At 41.2% G+C, this 25,419-nt stretch carries 26 protein-coding genes; 23 read left to right on the top strand and 3 right to left on the bottom strand.

The features are described 5' to 3' along the window. The first annotated feature begins 581 nt into the window (after positions 1 to 581). Entirely contained in the window at positions 582 to 710 is a 129-nt protein-coding gene (locus GN217_RS19260) for a hypothetical protein (RefSeq protein ID WP_255454408.1), read from the top strand. A 52-nt stretch (positions 711 to 762) separates the two neighbouring features. Here the strand turns inward: GN217_RS19260 and GN217_RS14805 are convergent, their stop codons facing one another. Together GN217_RS14805 and GN217_RS14800 are read right to left on the bottom strand one after the other, a co-directional pair. Continuing rightward, the gene (locus tag GN217_RS14805; protein ID WP_156857433.1) at positions 763 to 1,008 is read right to left on the bottom strand and encodes a glutaredoxin family protein; all 246 of its coding nucleotides are present in this window, start codon (positions 1,006 to 1,008) and stop codon (positions 763 to 765) included. A gap of 12 nt (positions 1,009 to 1,020) precedes the next feature. After that, the gene (locus GN217_RS14800) at positions 1,021 to 2,715 is read right to left on the bottom strand and encodes an FAD-dependent oxidoreductase (protein WP_156857447.1); all 1,695 of its coding nucleotides are present in this window, start codon (positions 2,713 to 2,715) and stop codon (positions 1,021 to 1,023) included. Positions 2,716 to 2,925: 210 nt separating this feature from the next. On the opposite strand from GN217_RS14800, the gene GN217_RS14795 reads away from it, so the two are divergent. Continuing rightward, positions 2,926 to 3,186 carry a metal-sensitive transcriptional regulator gene (locus tag GN217_RS14795; protein ID WP_156857432.1) on the top strand — a complete coding sequence of 87 codons (261 nt, stop codon included), beginning with the start codon at positions 2,926 to 2,928 and terminating at the stop codon, positions 3,184 to 3,186. Between the two features lie 206 nt (positions 3,187 to 3,392). Here the strand turns inward: GN217_RS14795 and GN217_RS14790 are convergent, their stop codons facing one another. Beyond that, positions 3,393 to 5,192: a cation:proton antiporter gene (locus GN217_RS14790; protein ID WP_156857431.1), complete on the bottom strand. Its 1,800-nt coding sequence runs from the start codon at positions 5,190 to 5,192 to the stop codon at positions 3,393 to 3,395. A 495-nt stretch (positions 5,193 to 5,687) separates the two neighbouring features. Here GN217_RS14790 and GN217_RS14785 point away from each other — a divergent pair, with 495 nt between their 5' ends. The 21 genes from GN217_RS14785 to GN217_RS14685 all read left to right on the top strand — a co-directional run bounded on the left by GN217_RS14785 (position 5,688) and on the right by GN217_RS14685 (position 25,250). Beyond that, positions 5,688 to 6,998: an alpha/beta hydrolase gene (locus GN217_RS14785; RefSeq protein WP_198042677.1), complete on the top strand. Its 1,311-nt coding sequence runs from the start codon at positions 5,688 to 5,690 to the stop codon at positions 6,996 to 6,998. A gap of 76 nt (positions 6,999 to 7,074) precedes the next feature. After that, positions 7,075 to 7,986, top strand: coding sequence for a sporulation peptidase YabG (yabG, locus tag GN217_RS14780; RefSeq protein WP_156857429.1), 912 nt, complete (start codon positions 7,075 to 7,077; stop codon positions 7,984 to 7,986). A 443-nt stretch (positions 7,987 to 8,429) separates the two neighbouring features. Then, the gene (gene veg, locus GN217_RS14775) at positions 8,430 to 8,672 is read left to right on the top strand and encodes a biofilm formation stimulator Veg (RefSeq protein WP_156857428.1); all 243 of its coding nucleotides are present in this window, start codon (positions 8,430 to 8,432) and stop codon (positions 8,670 to 8,672) included. Positions 8,673 to 8,904: 232 nt separating this feature from the next. Further along, on the top strand, positions 8,905 to 9,084 hold the full coding sequence (locus GN217_RS14770; RefSeq protein WP_156857427.1) for a small, acid-soluble spore protein, alpha/beta type: 180 nt from the start codon (positions 8,905 to 8,907) through the stop codon (positions 9,082 to 9,084). 151 nt (positions 9,085 to 9,235) lie between these two features. Beyond that, positions 9,236 to 10,090 (top strand): 4-(cytidine 5'-diphospho)-2-C-methyl-D-erythritol kinase, encoded by an 855-nt coding sequence (gene ispE, locus GN217_RS14765; protein WP_156857426.1) that lies wholly within the window; start codon positions 9,236 to 9,238, stop codon positions 10,088 to 10,090. A 64-nt stretch (positions 10,091 to 10,154) separates the two neighbouring features. Beyond that, positions 10,155 to 10,964 (top strand): pur operon repressor, encoded by an 810-nt coding sequence (purR, locus tag GN217_RS14760; RefSeq protein ID WP_156857425.1) that lies wholly within the window; start codon positions 10,155 to 10,157, stop codon positions 10,962 to 10,964. 133 nt (positions 10,965 to 11,097) lie between these two features. Then, a complete protein-coding gene (gene spoVG, locus GN217_RS14755) occupies positions 11,098 to 11,388 on the top strand; it encodes a septation regulator SpoVG (RefSeq protein WP_156857424.1) in 291 nt (96 codons plus the stop codon). A 191-nt stretch (positions 11,389 to 11,579) separates the two neighbouring features. After that, complete coding sequence (gene glmU / locus GN217_RS14750) at positions 11,580 to 12,953, top strand: bifunctional UDP-N-acetylglucosamine diphosphorylase/glucosamine-1-phosphate N-acetyltransferase GlmU (RefSeq protein WP_156857423.1); 1,374 nt, start codon at positions 11,580 to 11,582, stop codon at positions 12,951 to 12,953. An 18-nt stretch (positions 12,954 to 12,971) separates the two neighbouring features. Continuing rightward, positions 12,972 to 13,925 (top strand): ribose-phosphate diphosphokinase, encoded by a 954-nt coding sequence (locus tag GN217_RS14745; protein WP_156857422.1) that lies wholly within the window; start codon positions 12,972 to 12,974, stop codon positions 13,923 to 13,925. Positions 13,926 to 14,023: 98 nt separating this feature from the next. After that, entirely contained in the window at positions 14,024 to 14,653 is a 630-nt protein-coding gene (locus GN217_RS14740) for a 50S ribosomal protein L25/general stress protein Ctc (RefSeq protein WP_156857421.1), read from the top strand. Positions 14,654 to 14,956: 303 nt separating this feature from the next. Then, the gene (gene pth / locus GN217_RS14735) at positions 14,957 to 15,520 is read left to right on the top strand and encodes an aminoacyl-tRNA hydrolase (RefSeq protein WP_156857420.1); all 564 of its coding nucleotides are present in this window, start codon (positions 14,957 to 14,959) and stop codon (positions 15,518 to 15,520) included. 73 nt (positions 15,521 to 15,593) lie between these two features. Continuing rightward, a complete protein-coding gene (gene fin, locus GN217_RS14730) occupies positions 15,594 to 15,824 on the top strand; it encodes an anti-sigma-F factor Fin (protein WP_156857419.1) in 231 nt (76 codons plus the stop codon). Positions 15,825 to 15,894: 70 nt separating this feature from the next. After that, the gene (gene mfd / locus GN217_RS14725) at positions 15,895 to 19,419 is read left to right on the top strand and encodes a transcription-repair coupling factor (RefSeq protein WP_156857446.1); all 3,525 of its coding nucleotides are present in this window, start codon (positions 15,895 to 15,897) and stop codon (positions 19,417 to 19,419) included. A 114-nt stretch (positions 19,420 to 19,533) separates the two neighbouring features. Beyond that, positions 19,534 to 20,070 (top strand): stage V sporulation protein T, encoded by a 537-nt coding sequence (spoVT, locus tag GN217_RS14720; RefSeq protein WP_156857418.1) that lies wholly within the window; start codon positions 19,534 to 19,536, stop codon positions 20,068 to 20,070. 101 nt (positions 20,071 to 20,171) lie between these two features. Continuing rightward, complete coding sequence (locus GN217_RS14715) at positions 20,172 to 21,755, top strand: putative polysaccharide biosynthesis protein (RefSeq protein WP_156857417.1); 1,584 nt, start codon at positions 20,172 to 20,174, stop codon at positions 21,753 to 21,755. Continuing rightward, positions 21,752 to 23,197, top strand: a complete 1,446-nt coding sequence (gene yabN, locus GN217_RS14710; RefSeq protein ID WP_156857416.1) for a bifunctional methyltransferase/pyrophosphohydrolase YabN — start codon at positions 21,752 to 21,754, stop codon at positions 23,195 to 23,197. Before GN217_RS14715 ends, yabN begins: the two co-directional genes overlap by 4 nt. A 2-nt stretch (positions 23,198 to 23,199) precedes the next feature. Further along, a complete protein-coding gene (locus tag GN217_RS14705; RefSeq protein ID WP_156857415.1) occupies positions 23,200 to 23,454 on the top strand; it encodes an RNA-binding S4 domain-containing protein in 255 nt (84 codons plus the stop codon). A 52-nt stretch (positions 23,455 to 23,506) separates the two neighbouring features. After that, a complete protein-coding gene (gene yabP / locus GN217_RS14700; RefSeq protein WP_156857414.1) occupies positions 23,507 to 23,812 on the top strand; it encodes a sporulation protein YabP in 306 nt (101 codons plus the stop codon). Continuing rightward, complete coding sequence (gene yabQ, locus GN217_RS14695) at positions 23,809 to 24,408, top strand: spore cortex biosynthesis protein YabQ (protein WP_156857413.1); 600 nt, start codon at positions 23,809 to 23,811, stop codon at positions 24,406 to 24,408. The genes yabP and yabQ overlap by 4 nt, the downstream gene beginning before the upstream one ends. A 5-nt stretch (positions 24,409 to 24,413) precedes the next feature. Beyond that, the gene (locus GN217_RS14690; protein ID WP_156857412.1) at positions 24,414 to 24,794 is read left to right on the top strand and encodes a septum formation initiator family protein; all 381 of its coding nucleotides are present in this window, start codon (positions 24,414 to 24,416) and stop codon (positions 24,792 to 24,794) included. 72 nt (positions 24,795 to 24,866) lie between these two features. Beyond that, entirely contained in the window at positions 24,867 to 25,250 is a 384-nt protein-coding gene (locus GN217_RS14685) for a S1 domain-containing RNA-binding protein (RefSeq protein ID WP_156857411.1), read from the top strand. The last annotated feature ends 169 nt before the right edge of the window (positions 25,251 to 25,419 follow it).

The raw sequence follows: 25,419 nt of genomic DNA, 5'->3' as shown, positions 1-25,419 counted from the left end.
TGCTAATGCAGACGTTGCCACATACGAGAGCGTTCTTAGTCTGCCTCGGTAGAAGTTCACTTCCCGCTCAGGTCTTCGGACTCGTGCTTTTCCCGTAGGAGTCACCGTCCGCCGGGCAACTGAACTAGTCTAAAGGATTATTTTAAAAAGAAATTATTCCGTTATGATAAGGATTGTACTTCCGGAATATTAAACAGTAATCCAAATCACGCTTTTCCTCGGAGCAGTCCAGACACCTCGAGACTCCTGCAGGAGGCCGGCTAAGAACGGTCACGTCCTGCGACCAACGCTGGCATTAGAACTTCCTGTTCGTCGAAAGGCATAGGTGAGACCCCGCAGGGCGGCAGCCCGAGGAGGCTCACCAGCCGCCTGCGGAAAGCGAGAGGTGTCTGGACTGCGGACCTCCAGAAGAAAATTGCACTAACGCTGAATGAAAGTGATCGGAAGAATTGATCGTAAGTTTTCTTAGACTTTAATAGTAGTTGAAAGGAATGGTAATATGGCTATCCCGAGCAGTGATAAAAAGTATTCGTATGCTGATTACCTAATATGGTCTGAAGGAAAACGAATCGAATTAATTGATGGGCAAGTTTATTCATCTTTTAACGGATGCTGGGTACAAACTGCAAGGAATATTTACAAAAGATGATAACATTGCTATTCAAAGCTTACCTGGATTGGAGCTGGATTTAAGTCATATTTTTGAATGAAAAAGTAAAAAGGCAGGGACATCGCTCTGCTCTATTTTGTCCCAGCCTTTTGCTATAGTAATGAACCATTCAATGCTTGCATCATCTTCTCCGGATTAAAACCGGAAATCAACTTCCCATTTATCTTCGTTTGTGGAACAGACAACCTTCCTGTTTTCGTGATCAGTTGAAGCATGGCGACCGGGTTCATATCCACATTCACTTCTTGATACGGTATTTCTAACGTATCGAGAAAGCTTTTAACCATGCCGCATACTGGGCATAGCGCTGATGTATATACGATTGTTGTCTGATTCATGTGAATACCTCATTAGTTAAAATTATATGCAGTTACGATTTTTTCTCTTCCAGTAACGAGATCATTAAAGTATTCATAAAGATTAATACCTAAGTAGGAACCGGAAATATTGTGTATGTTTGTATACCCAAGATTATTTAACGCGATGACCATATTATAGCTTCGTTGACCTGAGCGACAGTGGATATACACCGGTTTGTCTGTAGGGATTTCGGTTAGTCGTTCTCTGAATTCACTTAGCGGAATATTCACTGCGTTCTTTAGATGACCTGATTCAAATTCGCCTTTTTCTCTAGCATCGATAATAAAGGCATTGTTCTCAACTAATCCACGGACTTCGGAAACTTTTACTTCCTGATAGCGTCCCTCTAACTGATTGAGGGCCACAAGTGCAGCATGATTTACAACATCTTTAGCTGTCCCTAACATTGGAGAGTATGTTAGCTCAAGGTCTTTTAAGTCTTCCAATGTACCATTCATTGTGATCATCGTTGCAATAACATCAATCCGTTTATCGACATTTCCCTTCCCGATTGCTTGAGCACCAAGAATTCTACCTGTCGGGTATTCATAGACTAATTTAAAATGCATCGGATTACTGTCCGGCATCAAACCTACCTTATCTCCAGGCATGACATAAACGGTATCATGAGTAATTCCAGCTTGTTCAGCGGTTTTCGCATTTAGTCCAGTTGAAGCTGCATTCAAGTCAAAAAGCTTGATGGATGATGAACCGATTACGCCTTGATTTCTGTTCGGAATACCATACATATGATCAGCCGCAGCCCTCGCTTGCTTTTGAGCTGGTCCTGCCAGTGCAAGTCTTGTCGGTTTGTGTAATAAGCGATGATGCACTTCAATTGCATCTCCGACAGCATAAATATTTTTATCATTTGTTAAATAGTTATGATCAACTTTGATTGCGCCGGTGTTCCCAATTTCGAGGTTTGATTCTTCCGCTAATGTCGTTTCCGGTCTCACACCGATGGCTAAGATGACCGCATCTGCCTTTATCCTTTTCTCTGAACTTGTTTCGACATAACCGTCTCCAATTTTTGTTAATCCATCGTCTAGAATGAGTTCAATGCCATTATCCACCATTTCTTTATGAAGGATTTGTGCCATATCGTAATCGTACGGTGCCATGACTTGGTTGGCAAACTCGACTAATGATACATTGTGTCCAGCGAGCTTAAGGTTTTCAGCAACTTCTACACCAATGAAGCCACCCCCAATTACGGCGATGTCCTTTAAGTCTTTTTGTTTGATAAAATTCCTTACATTCTCGATATCGACCACATTACGGATCGTAAACACGTTGTCGTTATGGATGCCTTCTAAGTTTGGCTTAATCGGTTTCGCTCCAGGTGATAATACCAATTTGTCGTATGCTGCTTCGTAGGTTTTATCTGTCATTAAATCTTTTACAGTGATTGTTTTTCTATCTCGATTGATCTTGATAACTTCTTGATTAACTCGTGCCTCGATGTTATAGCGTTGTTTAAATATGTTTGGATTCATTAGAACGAGTTGCTCGCTATCTTCAACAATTCCACTCAGATGATAGGGTAAGGAACAGTTGGAAAATGATACATGAGGTCCCTTTTCAAACATGATAATTTCTGCACGCTCATCTAATCTTCTTACTCTAGCGGCAACGGAGGCTCCACCGGCTACTCCGCCAATGATTACTATCTTTTCTCCCATCATGCACACTCCTCTTTTACTAATTTACCTGGTAGGGTATATGTTATTTATCGTAAGGCGTAAGAAATTTGACTTATGCTTATATCATATACCCCTTAGGGTAATGTGTCAATTGTTATGAAATTGTGAGTCCTTGCAGTTATATTGACAAAATACGGGCGTGGGTATATTATAAGGTTGTTTACTATTTCTTGAAAAAGGAGAATAAGCATGGAATATAATGATCAAATGAAAAATAGAGTAAAGCGGATGGAAGGGCAGCTCCGAGGGATTTTAAAGATGATGGAAGAAAATAAAGATTGTAAGGATGTTGTTACACAATTATCAGCTGTTCGGTCCGCAGTAGATAGAACATTAGGTGTTATTGTGAGTTCGAATTTAGTTGAATGTGTTCGAGCTGCAGAAAAAGATGGAACAGATGAAGGAGAATTAATTAAAGAAGCTGTCAGCCTACTTGTTAAAAGCAGATAAGAACAGGAGGTTGACTTTTTTTCTACCGGATATCTTATAATAGTGAAGGACCCATACTTTTACCTCCTTGATTTATCGTGTTGTCTATACTGTAATACATGATTATTAAAAAAATATTAATTTTTTTTAGCTACACAATTATAAAGTAAGTCAACAAGCTAGGCCACCACTTGTTCTATAAAAGAAGAATAAGTGGTGGTTTTCTGTTATTCTGACTTACCTTTTTGTAAAACGACGAGTTGATCTCCTTCATCAAGCATTATTTTGCTTCTAAGCGTAATCAGCTGAATGGTATTCTTCTTTCTGATTAACAGCGGAATAGCGTCCTCAGGAAGCAAATCTAAATCTATTTTATCTTGGTGGTTCATTGGCAATGCTTGTATTTTATATCCCGTATTGATTTTCTTATTTAGTTCGGTGAATACAGCATCTTCACGAAATAAAAGGTTAGCCTTCCTTGCAAAAGGAATTTTTTTCGAATCCTGCTGCTTATAGCTCTCGCTGGTAAGCGTAAAGGTGTGATTATGTCCGAATTTTGGTGCATAGGATTGGCTGACTAGCACATTAAATGCAGCATCTCCAGTTAAGCAAAGGATGGTTTCATATGGTGTTAGGTCTACCTCGTATTCGCTGTGCTCTGCAAGAATTTGACCGTGGTAGGCAGGAATTTTCTTTTTCACGGCAGGTTGAAGCAGTGTGGCCGAAGAATCACTAATTAACACAGGTATATTTATCTTCTGTAAATAATCCGCGAGTGCAATTGAAAAACTATTGGCCCCAACTAAAAGAATACCGGGTGCAGCGTCGTTAGCGAGCCCAAGAGCCTTAGCGATTGGTCTGAGGGAAAAACCATGTGCGCAAACCGTAATAAATACAAGTGCAAAGGTTAGGGCTGTAAGCATTGCAGCACCTTCATAACCATCATTCAAGAGAATGGTCGCAAAATATCCGGAAACAGATAGTGCGACAATTCCTCGTGGCGCTATCCAGCCAATCAGAATTTTTTCAGCATTGGAAAGCTCTGTACCGGCAGTAGAGAGCCAAATGGATAAAAGACGCACGATAAATAGCATTACAAGAACGAACCCGATAATTGGCCATGTAAACATTTCGGCAATGGTTTCACGTGTCAAGGAAGCGGTTAGTAAAATAAAAATGGTTGACGTTAATAAAACAGAAACATTTTCCACAAAGTGGCTCACGTCTTGCCCAATCGATGATATATAGTGTTTCGTACGACCTATCGTTAATCCCATTACCGTTACTGCGAGCATACCTGTTTCATGCATCACAACTTCTGCCAAGGTAAAGCAAAGCAGTACAAAGGAAATGATAATAGGGGACTTTAAATATTCCGGAAATAATCCTTTGTTAATCATAAAACTGACAAGCATACCGATTACATAACCAAGAATAATAGCAAAAACTGCACTTAAAAGGAAATTAAATATATAATTTGCGTGCAGGCTATCATTCGTTAATACTTTGATTATTTCATAAGCAAATAGTGCAAGCAGCGGACCAAAGGGATCTACAATAATACCTTCCCATTTAAGTACTGCTGCCGTTCGCGGTTTTAACTTTGCGTTTCTTAGCAAAGGAAGAATAACGGTAGGTCCTGTTACGATAAATAGACCACCGATAATAAATGAAATTTCTAGGCTCAGGCCGGCTATAAAATGCGCAGCAATTGCTCCGCCGATCCAAGCGATGAATGCACCTATCGTAACAATCCGAAAGACGGATTTGGATACGCCTTTGATTTCTCGAATATCAAGACTCGAGCTGCCTTCAAATAAAATGATCGCGACCGAGAGCGAGATCAATGGACTGTACAGGTTTCCCAAAGCTTCTTGTGGATTAAACAGGCCAAATACAGGTCCCAGCAATAAACCGGCAATTGACATGATGACAATGGATGGCCATTGAATCCTCCAAGCTAGCCATTGTGAGAAAATACCAACGACAATGATAACTGCGATACTAACCAAAACAATATTTTCCATATACCATTCTCCGATTCTTTTGTATTCATGTTAAGAAATGCGGTAATTTCAGCCCTATGTTTTATTGAAAAAGTAGTTTTTAATTTCACTTTAATCGGCTGTCATTCCCCCTTCTTTCAAACATGGTGACGGGGCACGGACGGAAAAGTCAAAAGCTAAAGCGCATTCATTTCATACTATTGTAGCGCGAAGCTTCTCCTGATTTAAAAGAAGAATATATCATAAATATGTTGCTCAATTAAGATGAAGATATAAGTATCAATTTCCTCTTAAGATTTTAATCTTAAGGGGAATTGTTTTGTATAATAGTAATTGTGGCCTTCTCTTTGTCGTATACGTTTGATTTAGAAAATAAGTGGAAGCCTGATTAAAGAAAGTGTATAAAAAATCCTAAAAATGTGTTGGGTGATGTAAATGCTAATGGGGAATAAAAGCCGCCGTTTATATCGTTATGTATGGAGTATAGCGGGGGGACTATTCATACTCCTAGTGTGGATGGAAAGTTATTATGTGAATGCTGGCAGAATGATAGGTGTACTGATTTTATGCTTGCTTATTTTTCTTGTTATCTCCAGCCTTTATCTTAAAAGGAATGGAGGAATTATTCGAACTGTTACGCTTGCTTCCAGTGGGCTTGCTATTTTGTTTGAAGTGACTTGGCTTATTACGGATTGGTATCCAGCTTTTGTAGTGGCTCAAATGCTTGTAATTGGAATTGGATTTTATTGCTTTATTATCAGCGGAAAGTTATTTGAACGTGATAAAAATACTGGGTCGAATAGGTGGAGAATTACACGTCGGTTGCTAAAATCAGTAGGAATTGTCATTTCAAGTTTGGTTTCATTTGTTGTGATTGTAAACTTTATAACGCCCGCTCCATTAATGAGTGTCGTTCAATCGTACAAGGGATATGGCAATAGTTATGATGCACTTCCCCCGGAAAAGAAAACGTTGGAACATGGTCATTTAAAGATAAGTGATATTGAGTATGGCAAGGATTATCCAAATAGCTATTTAGATGTGTATATTGTAAACAACGATCCGAATATAGAAAGACCAACGTATTTTTTTGTGCATGGCGGTGGTTGGACGATAGGTGATAAAAAGCTGGAGGATAATGCTTACTATGAGCAGTTGCTTGATGCAGGATATAATGTCGTCTCAATCAATTATGCTCTATCTCCAGGATATACCTATCCAGTGCCTTTACAACAATTGTCTCAGGCTGTCGAATTTATGCAAGAACAGGGGAATAAATATGGGGTAGATATGTCAGCAGTTATTTTTGCGGGTAGCAGTGCTGGAGGGCAGATTGTCGGACAGTTTTTGAACGTGCAAACGAATCAGGCGTATGCAGAGAAAATAGGAATTACTCCTGTTATCTCTCGGGATGCTATTAAAGCTGCTGTTTTAGATTCTGCGGCACTTGATTTAGAAAGAATGGGGAAAACAAAATCCCCAGTTGCTTCTTCTAATTGGATTTTCTATCAATTCAGCAGAAATTATTTCCAAAAGGAACATTTGCTTAATGGTACGGATGAATATGCTGAACAAGGAAATGTAATTGACCACGCGACGGAACATTTTCCACCTGTGTTTATTGCAGATGGGAATACAGGTACATTCCCTGATCAAGCAAAGGATTTGGCGGCAAAATTAAATCGTCTTGGTGTAACAAATGAGCTGTATCTAATTGATAAAAATAAAGTAAGATTAAGCCATGTTTTTATGGATACCTATTCCACCTACACCACTGATTATACAAAGAAAAAATTAGCTTTTTTAAGGCAAGTTTTAAAACAGTGAAGCACGGATTTAAAAGCACAGATTATAAACATCTTTCATAGCCTATAAAAGGAATGCTGGGCGATGAGGTGGATATATGGATATAAAAATTGGTGATATTGTAACACGGAAATCCTATAACCATGATATAGTTTTTCGTGTGTCCGAATTAGAAAAAGAGCAAGTACTCTTGCGTGGTACGGAAATGCGTCTGCAAGCTGATGCGCCAATTGAAGATTTAACGATAGTAGCTCGTGCGGATTTGGAAATACGGCAAAAAAAATCGAAAGAGAAAGAAGAATTTTCTTATCGTTTATTCCGTCAAGATTACCAGTTGATGCGGGAGAAAAAAGCACATCAGATAAGTGGCGGTTATGAGCGGAACTTTTCATATTTCCAGCTTCCTGCTAAGGTCCTACACTTGGATGGTGACCCGATTTATTTGCGGAAATGTATCAGTCTTTATCAGCGGGTAGGCTTACATGTGCACGGTGTCCACTTACTTGAAAAGGATATGCCCCAGGCGATTGGCCCACTGATTGAAAGGATTCAGCCAAATTTAATTATCATTACCGGTCATGACTCCTATTCAAAAAACAAAGGCGAAAAAAAGGATTTACGTGCATACCGAAATTCCAAGTATTTTGCCGAAACGGTGCGGGAAGCAAGAAGGGTGAATCCCCATCTTGATCAGCTCGTTATTTTTGCCGGTGCGTGCCAATCCCATTTTGAGTCGATTATCCGAGCTGGTGCGAATTTCGCAAGCTCACCATACCGAATTAACATTCACGCATTGGATCCTGTTTATATCGCAGCAAAAATTGCTTATACTCCTTTTATGGAAAGCGTCAATGTTTCGGACGTTCTCCGCAACACATTAACTGGAGAAAAAGGCATGGGTGGCGTCGAAACTCGCGGTCTCCTTCGAACGGGAATGCCTTACCTTGACGGCACAGAAGAAGAACCTACCGAGCCAAACACCTCAACCAATAACATCATTGAATTTTAAAACCTAAAAAATACGAAGAGCTTGTCCGTGACTTCCAGTGACAATAAAATGCAGGGAGTAGATCACTGATAAGCTCTGTCAGTGCTCTCCAGCGGCGATACGATGTGTAATCATCCCCGCTGAAACGCTACACATAATGGACTTTAATACTCATGCTAAACCCGATATTGAAAAAAGTGTGTATGCGGGCGCTGCTCTCCTCTCCTTTATCTGCTTTCTAGCTCAGGATATTTGTCTTGTTTTTTTGGAGACTTGGGCAGTAATAAAGCGTTATCCGATAATTTTTATGCAAACCGTACATAAAAAGTTAATAATTACTAATAATACGTAATAAGACCTAATTTTATTGTTGACAGGTAAAATGCAATCCTGTTATAATATTTAGTTTCATTTGACTAATGAACGAGCCTATGCTATAATAAGAAGCAGTGAGGTGGAGTGTATTGGCTAAAACATTGAACGAAATTAAGCAAGGTCTTGACTGCCAAATAGGTAGACGTTTGCGCTTGAAGGCAAATGGAGGCAGAAGAAAAACGATTGTCAGATCCGGGGTATTAGCAGAAACTTATCCTTCTGTATTTATCGTGGAACTTGATCAAGACGAAAATGCATTCGAACGTGTGTCATACAGCTACGCAGACATTTTAACAGAGACAGTTGAACTAAAATTTTTAGACCAAAGATAGAGAACGTGAATAAAGCAGTGGAGTTGTAACATTCCACTGCTTTATTTTTTAAAAAAAGATAAGTATAAAATAAAAATGCTGTGATAACTTAAGTATCCAGGGCTAGCACGTCCGGCTCAAGCTCCTTTGTTCGATTTTCCCACCGTTTCCGTAACCTTCCGCGGTTCATTCTTTGCAGATAGGTCAAGCTAAGTGTGTCGTAACGATACTAACGAAAAGGAGCTGTTTTTTCATGGGAAGGCGTAGAGGAATCATGTCAGACCAGTTGAAAGAAGAAATCGCCAAAGAGTTAGGGTTTTACGACACGGTCCAGCAAGAGGGCTGGGGTGGCATCAAAGCACGGGATGCCGGGAATATGGTGAAACGTGCTATTGAAATGGCTGAGGAGAACCTAGAAAAAGGCAAGCGCTAGTCGCTTGCTTTTTTCCTTTGCGAAGGTTCCGCTAGTCCCACTCCGGCACCGTACGTCGATATGCGGGCGCTTCCGCTTTTGAAGGTCGCACCTCTATGGGGATTATGATACAATTTGTTTAACTTTTCGTTTCAGGAGCAGGTGAAGGAGCATGACGATCATAGAGAAGGCACCAGCAAAAATAAATTTGTCGCTTGATGTATTGCGCAAACGGGAAACTGATGAATACCATGATGTGGAAATGATTATGACGACAATTGATTTAGCTGATCGACTGGAATTTACATCTCTTGAAGAAGATCGAATTAGAATTTCCATGGAAAGCCGTTATGTACCGAATGATGAGCGGAATTTAGCATATCGGGCGGCAAAGCTTTTTAAAGAAAAATTTGGTATTACAAAAGGTGTCCATATTAAGATTGATAAACATATTCCTGTCTCGGCCGGTCTCGGGGGCGGTAGTACCGACGCGGCGGCTGTGGTTCGAGGACTCAATCGATTATGGTCCCTTGACCTTGAACTGGCGGACTTAGCCCTCATTGCGGCGAAGTGCGGGTCCGATGCGACGTTTAGTCTGTACGGTGAGACGGCAATTGCGCGTGGTTTCGGTGAAATTGTGGAAAAGCTTCCCTCTCCGCCGCCCTGTTGGGTTGTTTTGGCAAAACCGGATATTGGTGTATCGACTCGAACGATTTTCCAACATGTAAAAGTGGAGGAGCTAACGCATCCTAATAATGAAGCCCTTATTCGAGCGCTTCATGCGAGAGATTTATCCGCGATCTGTAAGTATATTGGCAACTCTTTGGAAGCAATTACAATTACGCTTCATCCGGAAGTAAAGCGGATTAAAGATACGATGAAAAATTTGGGGGCACCCGGTGTTTTAATGAGCGGTACGGGACCGACCGTATATGGTTTAGTGGAGCATCAAGAGAAGGCGAAGAAGATTTATAATGGAATGCGCGGTTTCTGTGATGAAGTGTATCTAGTCCGCCTCCTCGGCTAAATATTGCCAAAACACGTACGAAAGTGGTATATTTAGATAAAATATACGGTTTTGAGGTGTCGTAATGAAAAGAAGTAACCGTTTAATCGTGTTAACACAATTTTTCTTGGAAAACCCCCATACACATACACAATTACCTTACTTTGTGGACTTATGCGGTACAACAAAGTCCTCGATAAGTGAGGATCTTGATATTATACATGATGTGTTTGAGCAGCAAGGGCTGGGGATACTTCACCGGACGACAGGAGCTGGTGGAGGCGTCCGTTATATTCCGAAAAATGCTGATGCTTATGACGAGTCTTTCATCCTTAAATTATGTGAAAAGCTAAAAGACCCGGAACGGATTTTACCCGGTGGCTATCTATATATGAGTGACCTTTTAGGTGACCCGAAAACGGTCCGAGAAATCGGCCGTATTTTTGCTTCCAGATTTTCAGAAATTGAACTTGATGCAATTGTGACCGTAGCAACGAAGGGGATTCCGCTTGCCTATGCAGTAGCATCTTTTCTCCAGGTACCGGTCGTAATTGCAAGAAGGGACCCGAAAGTGACGGAGGGTTCCTCGGTTAGTATCAATTATGTCTCAGGTTCCTCCCGAAGAATTCAAACGATGGTCCTTCCGAAACGCAGTTTGAAAGAAGGTTCAAATGTATGTATCATCGATGATTTCATGAAGGCAGGAGGAACGATAACAGGGATTACGAATTTACTTGCCGAGTTTGATGCGGAAGTGAAAGCAATTGGAGTATTCGCGGAAGCAGATGACGAAGACGAAGAAAGAAAAGTAACGAACTATACATCACTGATTAAGATTTCCGAAGTGGATACGAAGGGAAATCAGATGGAGATTGTACCTGGTAATTTCAAATAATTTCACCGTAATCTTTTCCTTTTAAAACTTTTAGTAAGAAAATTAATTTTTTTATGAATTAAAGCAGGAATTTTAAGAGTTTTGTTGAACTATACATGTAGAGTTCAAATGGGAAAAGGTGGTGAAACACATCGTGGAAGTTACTGACGTAAGATTGCGCCGCGTAAATACAGAGGGCAGAATGCGTGCAATTGCATCAATTACTTTGGACCAAGAATTCGTTGTCCATGATATTCGTGTGATTGACGGAAATAATGGACTTTTCGTAGCAATGCCGTCTAAACGTACGCCGGATGGAGAGTTTAGAGATATTGCCCATCCAATTAATTCAAATACGAGAAATAAGATTCAAGAGGCGGTACTGGAAGCTTACCGACTATCGGGAGAAAATGAAGTCGAATTTGAAGAAGCAGGTGCTTCCTAAAATGAATGATGATAGACAGGGGGGACTAATCTTACACAGGTTAGCCTCTTTTTTTGCCATTAATTCACAAACCTTCCAATACCATCTTTTTTCGGCGTTTAAAATCCAGCGCAATATTCAACAATTCTTGAAATCCTCATACGTTTACGATATATTTTAAAGTGGACAAATAGAATAATGGAGGTTTCTTTATGACAAATCGCTATGCGGTAATTCTTGCTGCAGGGCAAGGTACAAGAATGAAATCAAAGCTTTATAAGGTGCTGCACCCTGTGGTGGGAAAGCCGATGGTACAGCATGTCATTGACCAGTTAAATGTCGTTAATTTAGATAAAAATATTACAGTTGTTGGTTTTGGTGCGGAAAAAGTTCAAGAAGAGCTTGGAGCACAAACAGAATATGTTGTGCAGGAAGAACAATTAGGAACAGCCCATGCTGTCCTCCAGGCGGAAGATCTATTAAAGGATGCCCAAGGGACGACGATTGTTGCATGCGGAGATACCCCGCTGATTACAGGAGAAACATTCCGCAAGCTAGTAGAACATCACGAGGAAACGAAAGCTAGCGCAACAATTTTAACAGCGAACACTCCTGACCCTGCTGGATATGGGAGGGTTATTCGGAATGCGGATAAAGAAGTGGAACGCATTGTCGAACATAAAGATGCGAATGAAGCCGAATTACTCGTTAATGAAATAAATACTGGTACATACTGCTTTAATAACCAAGATTTATTTGAGGCACTTAGGAAAGTTTCCAATGATAACGCCCAGGGTGAATATTATTTACCAGATGTTATTGAAATTTTAAAAGCCGAAAATAAATTAGTAACCGCTTATCTCACACCGGACTTTGAGGAAACACTTGGGGTAAACGACCGAGTGGCGCTTGCTGAAGCGGAGCGGATTATGAAGCAACGTATCAATGAATTGCATATGCGAAACGGGGTTACGCTTATTGACCCGAACAATACGTATATCGGACTAGATGCTGTTATCGGTCAAGATGTGACGATCTATCCAGGAACACGGATTACCGGAAAGACAACCATAGAAGCAGATGCTGTGATTGGTCCGAACAGTGAACTGCACCAGTCGACGATTGGTAAAGGAACAGTGATCAAGCAAAGCGTTGTTCACGATAGTAAAATCGGTGAAGGCGTCGCTGTTGGACCATTTGCTCATGTGCGCCCAGAGTCTGTTATCGGCAACGATACGAAGGTCGGTAACTTTGTCGAATTGAAGAAAACCTCCCTTGGCAATAATAGTAAGGTTTCCCATTTAAGTTATATGGGTGATGCGGATGTTGGGGAACATGTAAATATTGGTTGCGGAACGATTACAGTTAACTATGACGGGAAGAAAAAGCACCTTACAAAAATTGAAGACAATGCATTTGTCGGCTGTAACTCAAACTTGATTGCGCCGGTTACGATTGGCGAAGGATCCTATGTGGCTGCAGGTTCAACAATCAATAAAGATGTACCGAAAAATGCTTTATCAATTGCAAGAGCAAGACAAACGAATAAAGAAGATTATGCAGAACGATTTAAAGGAAAAAAATAACAACGGAGGGTTAATTCCATGGCATCTAAATATGAGGATGGCTCGTTAAAACTATTTACACTAAATTCAAATCCCGCACTGGCAGAGGAGATCGCAGAACATCTTGGTATCCCGCTGGGTAAATGTACCGTATCAAGATTCAGTGACGGTGAAGTTCAAATTAATATCGAGGAAAGCATTCGTGGCAGTGATGTTTACGTTCTGCAATCCACTTGTGCACCGGTTAATGATCATGTAATGGAATTATTAATTATGATCGATGCACTGAAACGTGCTTCAGCAAAATCAATCAATATCGTGATGCCTTATTATGGATATGCAAGACAGGACCGGAAAGCGCGTGCAAGGGAACCAATTGCAGCGAAGCTTGTTGCTGATTTACTTGAGACAGCTGGTACAACGCGTGTCATCACACTAGATCTTCATGCACCGCAGATTCAAGGATTCTTTAATGTTCCAATTGACCATTTACAAGGTGTGCCGATTCTTTCTGACTACTTTGAGGAAAAGAATTTACAAGACATTATCGTCGTTTCTCCGGATCATGGTGGTGTAACAAGAGCAAGAAAACTTGCTGACCGTCTGAAAACGCCTCTCGGGATTATTGATAAGCGCAGACCGAAGCCAAACGTTGCAGAGGTCATGAATATCATTGGGAACGTGGAAGGTAAAACTGCAATTTTAATTGATGATATCATTGATACAGGTGGTACAATCACCCTTGCGGCAGACGCTTTAATTGAAAATGGTGCAACAGAAGTGTATGCTTGTTGTACACATCCTGTTTTATCAGGTCCAGCTATTGACCGAATTGAAAATTCCGCGATCAAAGAGTTGGTTGTTACGAACAGTATTCCACTTCCAGAAGAGAAGAAACTGGATAAAATTACTGCCTTGTCGGTCGCTCCTTTAATTGGTGAAGCAATCATTCGTGTTCACGAAGAGCAGTCTGTAAGCATTCTATTCGATTAATAGTTTCATTCATTACGTAAAAAGGTATATATCTATACTTAATTACATGATCAAATTTGTCTATTTTACAATAGAAAATTATTTGGAGGATGATGAAGATGGCAATAAAGCTTAAAGCATTAAAGAGGGACGATTTAAGTAATTCAGTAACAAAACAATTACGTGCAGATGGACAAGTTCCTGCAGTTGTTTACGGTAAAGATAAAGATTCGAAAACCGTTGCAGTTGATAGTGTTGAATTATTGAAAACAGTTCGTGACGAAGGAAGAAACGCAATTATCACATTGGATGTTGAAAATGGCACTTCCGTTGATGTGATGCTTCACGAATATCAAATCGATCCAATTAAAGACTCGCTCATCCATGTTGACTTTTACGTTGTTGATATGTCCGAGGAAATGGAAGTTTCTGTACCGGTACGTATCGAAGGAGAAGCAGCTGGTGCAAAAGAGGGCGGCGTCATGCAGCAGCCACAGTATGAAGTGCTTGTTAATGCAAAGCCTGCTAACTTCCCAGATGAGATTACAGTGGATGTATCTGAACTTCAAATTGGAGATGTAATCACCGTGCAGGATTTACCAGCATCTGATAAGTATGAGTTTGTGGATGAGCCGGATGCAGTTATTGTCACAATCGTACCACCAACTGAAGAGGAGCCAGAAACACAGCTGCCTGACGATGGTGCAGAGCCTGAGCTTGTTGATGCGAAAGAATCAGACGAAGAATAATTTAAGCAGTTTAATGATATAGTAAAGAACAACCCTCCTAGCAGGAACATATTGGTTTCTATAGGAGGGCTTGTTAAGTGTTATGAGAATATAAGGGCATATTTTTTGAAAATTCCGGATGAAGTGAAACTCATTCAGTGGGGGTTTCCTTACCACCCACCCCTGAATGTTAGTTGAACAGAATCAGGTATTTACGGACTGTATATCCCCATACCTTCATATTTTGGGTTTCCCTCATATTTTGAGGAGGGGGTATTACAGACTGTTCATACGTGATAAAATTTTACAGAAGGAAGAATAAGGATGAAGCTAATTGTCGGGTTAGGAAACCCTGGAAGAAAGTACAAGAAGACACGTCATAATATTGGTTTTATGGTTGTCGACGAGTTGTTATCCCGTCATGGGTTTAAATTGAATAAGAAGAAGTTCAACGGTGAATATGCAATGGAGGACCTCGCTGGAGAAAAGGTCATTTTCTTAGAACCTCAGACCTTCATGAACTTGTCCGGTAATGCTGTCCGCCCATTAATGGAGTATTTCAGCATTGAACCGGAAGATTTGCTCGTCATTTATGATGATCTTGATTTACCGACCGGAAAGATTCGCTTGCGGGCAAAAGGTGGTCATGGTGGTCATAATGGGATGCGTTCTATAATCGAACATCTTGGAACGAAAGAGTTTAACCGCATTCGTTTCGGCGTAGGTAGACCGGCTAATACGGTTGCTGTCGTTGATTATGTACTTGCTGATTTTGCTAAAGCAGAACGGGACACGATCAAGGAAAGTATTGCGAAATCTGCTGACGCTTGCGAAGAGTGGGTGGCGGGTAAAAAGTTCATTGATGTCATGAATGATTATAACGAGTAAGTGTGAGTAGGCGCGTATAATCGGGGCTTTTTCGGATACACTTTTAGTATAGATATCCGAGGAGGCGATTTACGTGGCAATTATCTATCATTGCAGACATTGCACCCAAGTGATTGGCAGACTGGAGGAACAAGTTCTAGATGCCTCGGTTCTTGGAATTGATCGATTAACAGCAAAGGAAAAACAGGAAATGATGGAATATAAGGCAAATGGTGATATAAAGATTTACGCGATTTGTGATACGTGTGAGGCTGCATTGCAGGAGCATCCTCATTATCATGAACTCGATTATTTTATACAATAGGTTGAACAGGCTTTGGTACGGACCAAAGCGTTTTTTGCATTTATTTTGAAATAGGTAGAGTGGTATAATGATTAAAGAAATATATCAGTTTTTACAGGAAAAAGAAGATTTCCAGTCGATTATGAGTGGAATATCGAATGGGATGAGGGAGCAGCTCGTGGCGGGTCTTACTGGGCCCGCTAGGAGTATGCTCGTTTCAGCTATTAATGAGTCGTTGAAGCGACCGGTATTATTAGTTACTCATCAATTGTTGCAGGCGGAGCAGCTATATGACGATTTAGCCGAGCTTGTAGGAGAGGAGCGGGTACATCTATACCCAGTGAACGAGCTGATCGCATCAGAAATTGCGACAGCTAGCCCCGAATTGAGAAGTCAGCGTTTGGAAGCACTTTCGGCCTGGACTGCTGGGAAGGCGGATATTTTAATTGCCCCGATTGCAGGTCTAAAACGGATGCTGCCACATCCTAGTGAATGGTTGAAATATCAGCTCCATTTTAAAGAGGGTGAAGAAATAGATGTAGAAGCTTATTTCTCCTTTTTAGTCGAGATGGGCTACGAACGAGCGCAGATGGTAACGGCGCCGGGAGAATTCAGCCAACGCGGTGGAATTATTGATATTTATCCACTAACAGAGGAACATCCAGTCCGGATTGAATTATTTGATGTGGAAATTGACTCCATCCGCTTTTTCGATGCGGATACACAACGGTCTCTCGAACGGACTGAAGAAATTACAATTGGCCCGGCAACCGAGCTTCTTCTCACGCAGGAAGACCTTCTTGCCGCTGCTGCACGAATTGAAAAGGCACTGGCGGAAAGCCTCAAGAATAAAACATCGAAAGAAGCAAAGGAAGAGCTGCTTGAAACGGTCGAGTATGATATTAGCCGACTCAAGAACATGGAACGCTTTCAGGAGATGCATAAGTATATTGGATTTTTCTACGAAGATCCTAAGAGTTTACTAGATTATCTTCCGAGTGACGGTCTGCTTATTTTAGAGGAAATGGGAAGAATTCAAGAAACGGCTACGAACCTTGATACAGAGGAGGCCGAGTGGTATAGCAGCTTACTTGAATCGAACCGAATGGTGAAAGACACCCATTTTTCCTTTGATTGGCAGACCGTAATGGAGAAGATGAAGCAACAGCGCATATATATGTCTGTTTTCCTCCGACATATCCCGAATACACAACCAGAGAATATTATTAATCTCTCATCTCGGGCAATGCAGGAATTCCACGGACAGATGCCTTTATTTAAAGGTGAACTCGAACGCTGGGAAAAAGGTGGCGTATCTGTCTTAATTCTAGCACCGAACGCGGAACGAGCCGGAAAGATCCAATCAATTTTAGAAGATTATCAAATTGAATCAGTCGTTGCGAAGGAGTTGCAGCTTCCGGTAACGAAGCCGACCATTGTTACAGGGAGCTTATCGAGCGGGATTGAACTTCCGATGCATAAACTAGTTGTGATTACGGAAAATGAACTTTTTAAAAAACAGACGAAACGGAAACCGAAGAGCCAAAAAATTTCCAATGCGGAGCGCATCAAGAGTTATCAGGAATTAAATGTCGGGGATTATGTCGTCCATGCGAACCATGGTGTAGGGAAATATATAGGGATTGAAACACTGGAAATGAATGGGATGCATAATGATTACATGCTTATCCATTACTCTGGAGATGATAAATTATTCGTCCCGATTGATCAGATTGATCTCGTTCAGAAATTTGTCGGTGCAGAAGGGAAGGAACCGAAGCTTTATAAACTTGGCGGGTCAGAGTGGACGAAAGTAAAACGTCGTGTCCAGTCTTCTGTTGAGGATATTGCCGATGACCTTATTAAACTTTATGCAGAGCGGGAATCGCGGAAAGGGTATGCATTTTCCCCAGATACTGAAATGCAGCGAGAATTCGAAGCAGCTTTCCCCTATCAAGAAACAGAAGATCAACTCCGCTGTATTATGGAAATTAAAGAGGATATGGAGAGGCAACGTCCAATGGACCGCTTGCTTTGCGGGGATGTTGGCTACGGGAAGACAGAAGTGGCAATTCGGGCTGCATTCAAAGCAATCATGGACGGAAAACAAGTCGCTTTCCTTGTTCCAACGACAATTTTGGCCCAGCAGCATTATGAAACGATTCGTGAACGGTTCCAGGATTATCCTGTAAATATTGGGATACTTAGTCGTTTCCGGACTAGAAAGCAACAGACAGAGACGTTGAAAGGTTTGAAGAAAGGAACCGTCGATATTGTCGTCGGTACCCATCGTTTGTTATCAAAAGACGTTGAATACTTTGATTTAGGCTTACTTATCGTAGACGAAGAACAACGTTTCGGTGTGAAGCATAAGGAGAAGATTAAACAGATTAAGACGAATGTCGATGTCCTAACATTAACAGCAACACCAATCCCGCGTACACTTCATATGTCAATGCTTGGTGTGCGTGATCTTTCTGTTATTGAAACACCACCAGAGAATCGTTTCCCAATTCAGACGTACGTGATGGAATACAACCCAATTCTTGTACGGGAAGCAATTGAACGGGAGATGGCCCGTGGTGGGCAAGTATTTTTCCTTTATAACCGTGTCGAGAATATCGATAAGGTCGCCCGTGACGTTGGTATGCTTGTTGACGGAGTGCGGGTTGGAGTCGCCCATGGACAGATGAACGAGTCTGAGCTTGAAAATGTGATCTTGAGCTTCCTTGAAGGGGAATTTGACGTGTTGGTAAGTACGACGATCATTGAAACAGGGGTCGATATTCCGAATGTGAACACGCTCATTGTAAATGACGCAGACCGAATGGGTCTAAGTCAGCTTTATCAGCTAAGAGGGCGTGTCGGTCGTTCGAACCGGGTCGCTTATGCGTATTTCACTTATCGGAAAGACAAGATCTTAAGCGAAGTAGCGGAGAAACGGTTACAAGCGATCAAGGAATTCACCGAGCTTGGTTCAGGGTTTAAGATTGCAATGCGTGACTTATCGATTCGCGGAGCGGGAAATCTCCTTGGTTCCCAGCAGCATGGCTTTATCGATTCTGTCGGGTATGATCTTTATTCGAAGATGTTGAAGGACGCAATCGATGCACGGAAACAAGGCAAAGAAATCGAGGATATTATGCCGTTTGACCCAGAGATTTCCTTGAAAATAGATGCCTATATTCCGGAATCATATATTCCAGACGGCAAGCAGAAGATTGATATTTATAAATTATTCCAGACGATTGAATCGGAAACGGATATTTCCGATCTTGAAGATGAGCTCATTGACCGATTTGGCGATTATCCGGAAGAAGTGGAACATTTATTCACCGTGTCGAAACTTAGGTTGTATGGTCGTAAAGAACGCGTTGAATTTATAACCGAAAAGAATAAAAAACTTGAATTATTGCTGGAAGAAGACCGGAGCCAAATGGTTGATGGCGCGAAGCTCTTTGAACTCGCGAACCGATTCGGACGCAATGTCCAACTTGGAACGGAAAATACAAAGCTTAAAATAGTCGTTACATGGCAGCGGGATACAGCGCATGAGCGGTATAAAGTTGCAGAAGAATTAATTAAAAACTTGGCAGAAGTAAACCGCGAATCCTAAACTTTTCTCATCATGTATATTTATCCCATGTTGCCTCATACTAACATCAACACTGGTGATATTTACAACTTCTTAAGAATTGTAATCTTTAGTTGAAAGTGAGGCAGGCATGGTATGAAAGCGACAGGAATTGTACGACGGATCGATGATTTAGGCAGAGTTGTTATACCTAAAGAAATAAGGCGTACATTACGCATTCGAGAAGGGGACCCTCTTGAAATTTTCGTCGATCGAGATGGAGAAGTAATTTTGAAGAAATATTCGCCTATTAGCGAACTGGGACATTTCGCGCAGGAATATGCAGAGTCTCTATTTGATTCATTGAAAATACCGGTGTTAATTTGTGATCGCGATGATGTCATTGCGGTTGCTGGTGAATCGAAAAAGGACTATTTAAATAAAATGATTGGTTCAGATGTGACGAAAGCAATTGAAAATCGTACCCAGCTACTTAAAACCGATAAAGAAACAATCGAGCTGTTAGAAGGCAAGGAATTGGAACTCGATTCCTATTGCCTGAGCCCGATCATCGCCAATGGCGACCCGATTGGTTGTGTATTCCTGTTTTCGACAGAGGGAGATAAACTGACCGATGTAGAAGCGAAAGTAACCGAAACAGCGGCGGTATTTTTAGGAAAGCAAATGGAGTAACATTATGGAATGAGTCATTCAGGGGTATCCTTGAATGGCTCATTTTTGTGTTTTAAGTGGTATAATGGACTCAAATTATGTATTGTAAGGGACGTTTTTTAATGAGTAGTGATGGTAAAGGTTGGCTGCGGGGAGCTTTGCTTTTAACAATTGCTGGGTTGATCAGTAAAGTGCTGAGTGCCGGATACCGGATTCCGCTTCAGAATCTTACAGGTGATATCGGATTTTATATTTATCAGCAAGTGTATCCATTGCTTGGGATGGGGATGATTCTTGCGTTATATGGTTTCCCATCTGCAATATCGAAATTGACAGCGGAGTCAAAAGAAAAGGGTCACACCCAGACGACTGCTAATTTTTATTTCCCGATCTTTCTTATTCTGCTCCTTGTAGTAGGAACACTAGCCGTGTTGCTATTTGTTTCTGCTGGTAGTTTAGCAAGTTGGATTGGAGATCCTAGTTTAACACAGGCCTATCAGCTTGTGGCTTTGAGTTTATTGCTTATCCCTTTTACTTCTTTGCTCCGCGGAGTGTTTCAGGGAAATGGGAATATGAAACCAACCGCTTATTCGCAAATGGGAGAGCAGCTCTTTCGCGTATTACTAATTATTGCCGTTGCGATTTACGTTAGCTTCACAGGAGCAGACCTTTACCGGATTGGGGAAGGGGCGGCAATTGCAAGTATTGGTGGCGGTCTTGCAGCTATTCTTTTGTTAACTATGTTTATTCGCAAGTCGGAACAACCGGTTCAACCGCTGCAAGCAACTATTCCCTGGCGTTATTATATTCAGACATTGCTCCTGTTCGGTCTTGTTGCTTCGCTCAATCATATGGTGCTTCTTCTGTTTCAGTTTGCTGATGCGTTCACACTCGTTTCCGGTTTACAGGAATATGGACTCTCGCAGACTAAGGCTATGGAGGCAAAAGGGGTGCTCGATCGGGGTCAGCCGCTCATTCAGTTAGGGACTGTACTTGGTTCGTCGTTTGCGCTAGCGATGATCCCATCTGTTTCACAACAGAAATTACAAGACGCGAAAGCTGCATTTTATCAGCATATCCGTAGTAGTATTGCGATTGGGTTTTATTTAGCGGTAGGCGCTACTGCAGGTCTAATTGCAATTATGCCTCAAGCAAATATGTTATTGTATCAGGATACGCTAGGAACAAATGATTTACGGATTCTCGTTATTGCGATCTTGCTCAGTTCCATCGGAGTAACCTGTGCGACAATCTTACAAGGACTCGGCGGGACAAAGCAGACAGCTGTTTTTATCATCCTTTCAATCTTTTTGAAGTGGTTTGGGAATCGGATGCTTGTGCCAATTTTCGGAATAACTGGAGCAGCACTTGCTACGATTCTAGGTTTAGCATGCTTTTCCTTACTTGTCTATATAGGGTTGAAGCGAAAATTGCCGGCATTAAAGTTAATGAGACAAATCAATTGGTCGACCTTGGTACTTGCTGTTTCTGCGATGCTTATATATATTTTTGTTATCGATTTATTTGTCCCGACTGAGCTTTCGCGGTTCGGTTCCCTGCTTTACGTTGGTTTTGTAGCTGGGACGGGAGCATGTATTTATCTTTTCATTTTATTGCGCGGGCGTACTTTTATTTCCGAGGAAATAAATATGTTGCCATGGTCGCATGTTTGGATGCGTATTTATAAGGAGAGGAAGAGTCCATGAACAAAATTGAAGTAATTGGCCTTGGAGCTGGTGATTTAAATCAGCTTCCGTTAGGAGTATATAAGAAACTAGTAAATACTGAAAAAGTTGTCTACACACGGACGTTGGACCATCCTGTTATTGCTGATTTAAAGCAGGAAGGAGTCCATTTTCATTCCTTTGACAAGGTTTATGAGGAGACGGCAGATTTTTCCGGTGTCTATGAGAAAATCAGTGCCTATTTATTGGAAAAAGCAAAAGAGGGTTCTATTATTTATACCGTTCCTGGGCATCCGATGCTTGCCGAGCAAACGGTGCAACTGCTATTGGAGCAACAGGAGATCCCTGTTGAAATTTTGGGTGGACAAAGTTATCTGGATGCACTATTTACCTCGCTCGAAATTGATCCGATTGATGGATTTCAATTTGTCGATGGGACGAGCTTCGAGCGTAGACAGTTGAATTATGAACAGCATCTCGTCTTTTGCCAAGTATATGATTCCTTCATTGCGTCAGAAGTAAAGCTTAGCTTGCTTGAAGACTTACCTCCTGAGTATGAAGTGACGATTGTGGAAGCGGCTGGGACGGCTGGAGAAAAGCTTACGAAGCTCAGGTTAGAAGATCTGGACAGATCTATTGAGGTTAATAACCTGACAAGTGTTTATGTTCCGCCAATTAATCATGAACAACTATCCCACCGCTTTACCCGTCTTGTGGAAGTAATCGCTGCACTGCGTGGGCCTGGAGGTTGCCCGTGGGATCAGAAGCAGACACATGAATCTTTGCGAGCTCATACAATTGAGGAAGTATACGAGCTGATTGATGCGATTGATCAAAAAGATGATGAGAATATTACGGAGGAACTCGGTGATCTTCTCATGCACGTCGTCCTCCATAGTCAAATTGGCGCAGATTCGGGATATTTTTCAATTGATGATGTCATCCTGTCGGCTACTGAAAAGATGATTCATCGTCATCCCCATGTTTTCGGTGACGTTCAAGTTGATTCGGCAGATGAAGTGCTTACGAATTGGGATGCGCTGAAGGAACAAGAAAAGGGTAAACAAAGGAATTCCGTCCTGGAGGGAATTCCGAAGCATCTACCAGCACTTGCAAAAGCAGCGAAAATTCAGCAAAAGGCAGCGAAGGTCGGTTTCGACTGGGCTGAGGTAAAAGACGTTTGGGCCAAGCTTGAAGAAGAGATAAAGGAAGTCGAAGAAGCGATTATAAGTGGAAAACGTGAAGATATCGAGGATGAGTTTGGTGATGTTCTATTTGTCATTGCTAACCTGACGCGGTTTTATCAGATTAATGCGGAAGTTGCCTTGAATCGCACGAACCAGAAGTTTACTTCAAGATTTACGTATGTGGAACAAAGAACCAAGGAAAAAGGGAAAAGATTGGAAGAAGCAACGCTAGACGAAATGGAAGCGTACTGGCAAGAAGCAAAGGAGAGTGAATAACAATGCGTTTGGATAAATTTTTAAAAGTATCACGGTTGATTAAACGTCGGACACTTGCAAAAGAAGTTGCTGAACAAGGCAGGATTGCGGTGAATGGTAACCAAGCGAAGGCATCGACGACGATTGCCCCTGGTGACACCGTCACGATCGAATTTGGACAGAAGCTTGTCACTGTCCAAGTGAACGATACAAGGGAAACGGTAAGAAAGGGCGAAGCAGAAACATTATATACCGTCATAAAAGAAGAAAAAATATAAGTTCTATACTTGTCCCTCCTCTCATAAATTACAATGAGAAGGAGGTTTTTTTATGAATGAATTAGGGAATTATCCATCTAATAATAATCGGACAGATTTAGACCATCAGGTAAGACTCGTGAACCGCAAAACGCTTGAAATAAGTGGCGTCAAGGAAGTCGATAGCTTTGATAATGAAGAATTTCTACTAGAAACTGTGCAAGGCTATCTTATCATCCGCGGACAAAACCTTCAGTTGAAAAACCTTGATGTCAATGCTGGCAATGTAACGATAAAAGGAAAAATTTATGAGTTTTCCTATATTGATGAAGCAAGCGGGGAGAAAGCTAAGGGATTCCTTAGCAAGTTATTCCGATGACGCTCTCCGTGCAATTTACGACAATGGCTGTTATGGTGCTAAGTGGAATTTACTTAGGGCTTGCCCTGGATACGTTCCGGCGTATTTCTGTTTATTGGAAAAAGCGACCAATCATCAGCTATTCTTTTGAAATTGGCTTTTGGCTTTTACAGACTCTTATTGTTTTCTATCTTTTATTTCTTGTCAATTCAGGGGAAATTCGCTTTTATATATTTCTAGCTTGTCTGTTAGGTTTCTCATTTTATCAAGCCTTATTGAAAACTGTCTACCGGCAGGGGCTGGAACGATTAATTTCGGTATTTCGTGCGGTTTTTAGGTTTTTCAAACAAGTATTCTTCATTCTTATTGTCACACCGATTAAATGGATATTTCTTCTAAGTGCTAGCATCATCCTATTTCTTTTAAATATGATAGTAAAGATACTGGCAATTTTATTGAAAGTTATCCTATTTCCGTTCCTATTAATCGGAAAGCTACTTAAACCCCTCATTCCTGAAAATCTTATTAAATTTTTACACAAATTATATCCAATTTATAGTACAATAAGAGATATATTAAAAAAGGGCTTAAAGTATGCCACGTTTAAAAGGAGGTAGGATGATTGTCCGTAGAAAGAGAAAGGGTAACGAGATTAGATTCGAGCTATGTACAACAGTATGATGCATACATAGAAAGACAGAAACGCAAGAAGCAGCGCTTAATTCGTCGTCTTGTTCTATCTTCCCTTGTGACCGTGTTGATTATTGGTTTTATGGGAGTCTATCATTGGAACCAACGGGCACTACATGCCGAAAAAACGGAGGAATACGAGCAGCTGCAATCCGAGTTAGCGGGGTTACAGCAGGAAGAAGAACAACTGCTTGAGGAAATTGAACTATTAAATGATGAAGAATACGTTTTGGATATCGCTAGAACGAATTACTTTTTTACAAAAAAGGGAGAATTGATCTTTAAACTTCCGAATGAAGACCCGTCATATTGACACTTTACATGAACAGACATATACTATATGTAGAGAATTTCACTCAAACTTTTAAGGAGGAGCATTTTTTTTATGTCAATCGAAGTAGGCAGCAAGCTGCAAGGTAAGGTTACAGGAATCACAAATTTTGGAGCGTTTGTTGAGCTCGAGAAAGGTAAAACAGGCTTGGTCCACATTAGTGAGGTTGCTGACAATTATGTAAAGGACATTAACGATCACTTAAGTGTTGGCGATACTGTTGAAGTTAAAGTAATCAATGTCGAGAAGGATGGTAAAATCGGCCTATCAATCAAGAAGGCAAAGGAACGTCCGGTTCGCCAAAAGAATGTTAAAGAGCGTCAAGAAAGTTTCGAATCGAAAATGAGTCGTTTCCTTAAGGATTCTGAAGATCGTCTAGCCTCACTTAAGAAGCATACGGAATCCAAGCGTGGAGGTCGAGGTGCTAAGCGCGGTTAATAAGTTTGCTGCCCGAAGGAAATTACAATGCTCTGTGATAGAGAAGCAGCAGATTCATCTAGAAGATGGGTCTGCTGCTTTGTGTTTTTATTGGCACTTTGTTTGGGAGATTAAAAAAGACTAGGGACTGCACGAATTTCCTGTGCTTCCGGTCGATAAGTCAACATCG

This window comes from Oceanobacillus sp. AG, from assembly GCF_009746545.1.
Lineage (GTDB): Bacteria > Bacillota > Bacilli > Bacillales > Amphibacillaceae > Oceanobacillus > Oceanobacillus indicireducens.
Note: the sequence above shows the minus strand (reverse complement) of the source record. Positions and strands in the feature narration are given on the sequence as shown.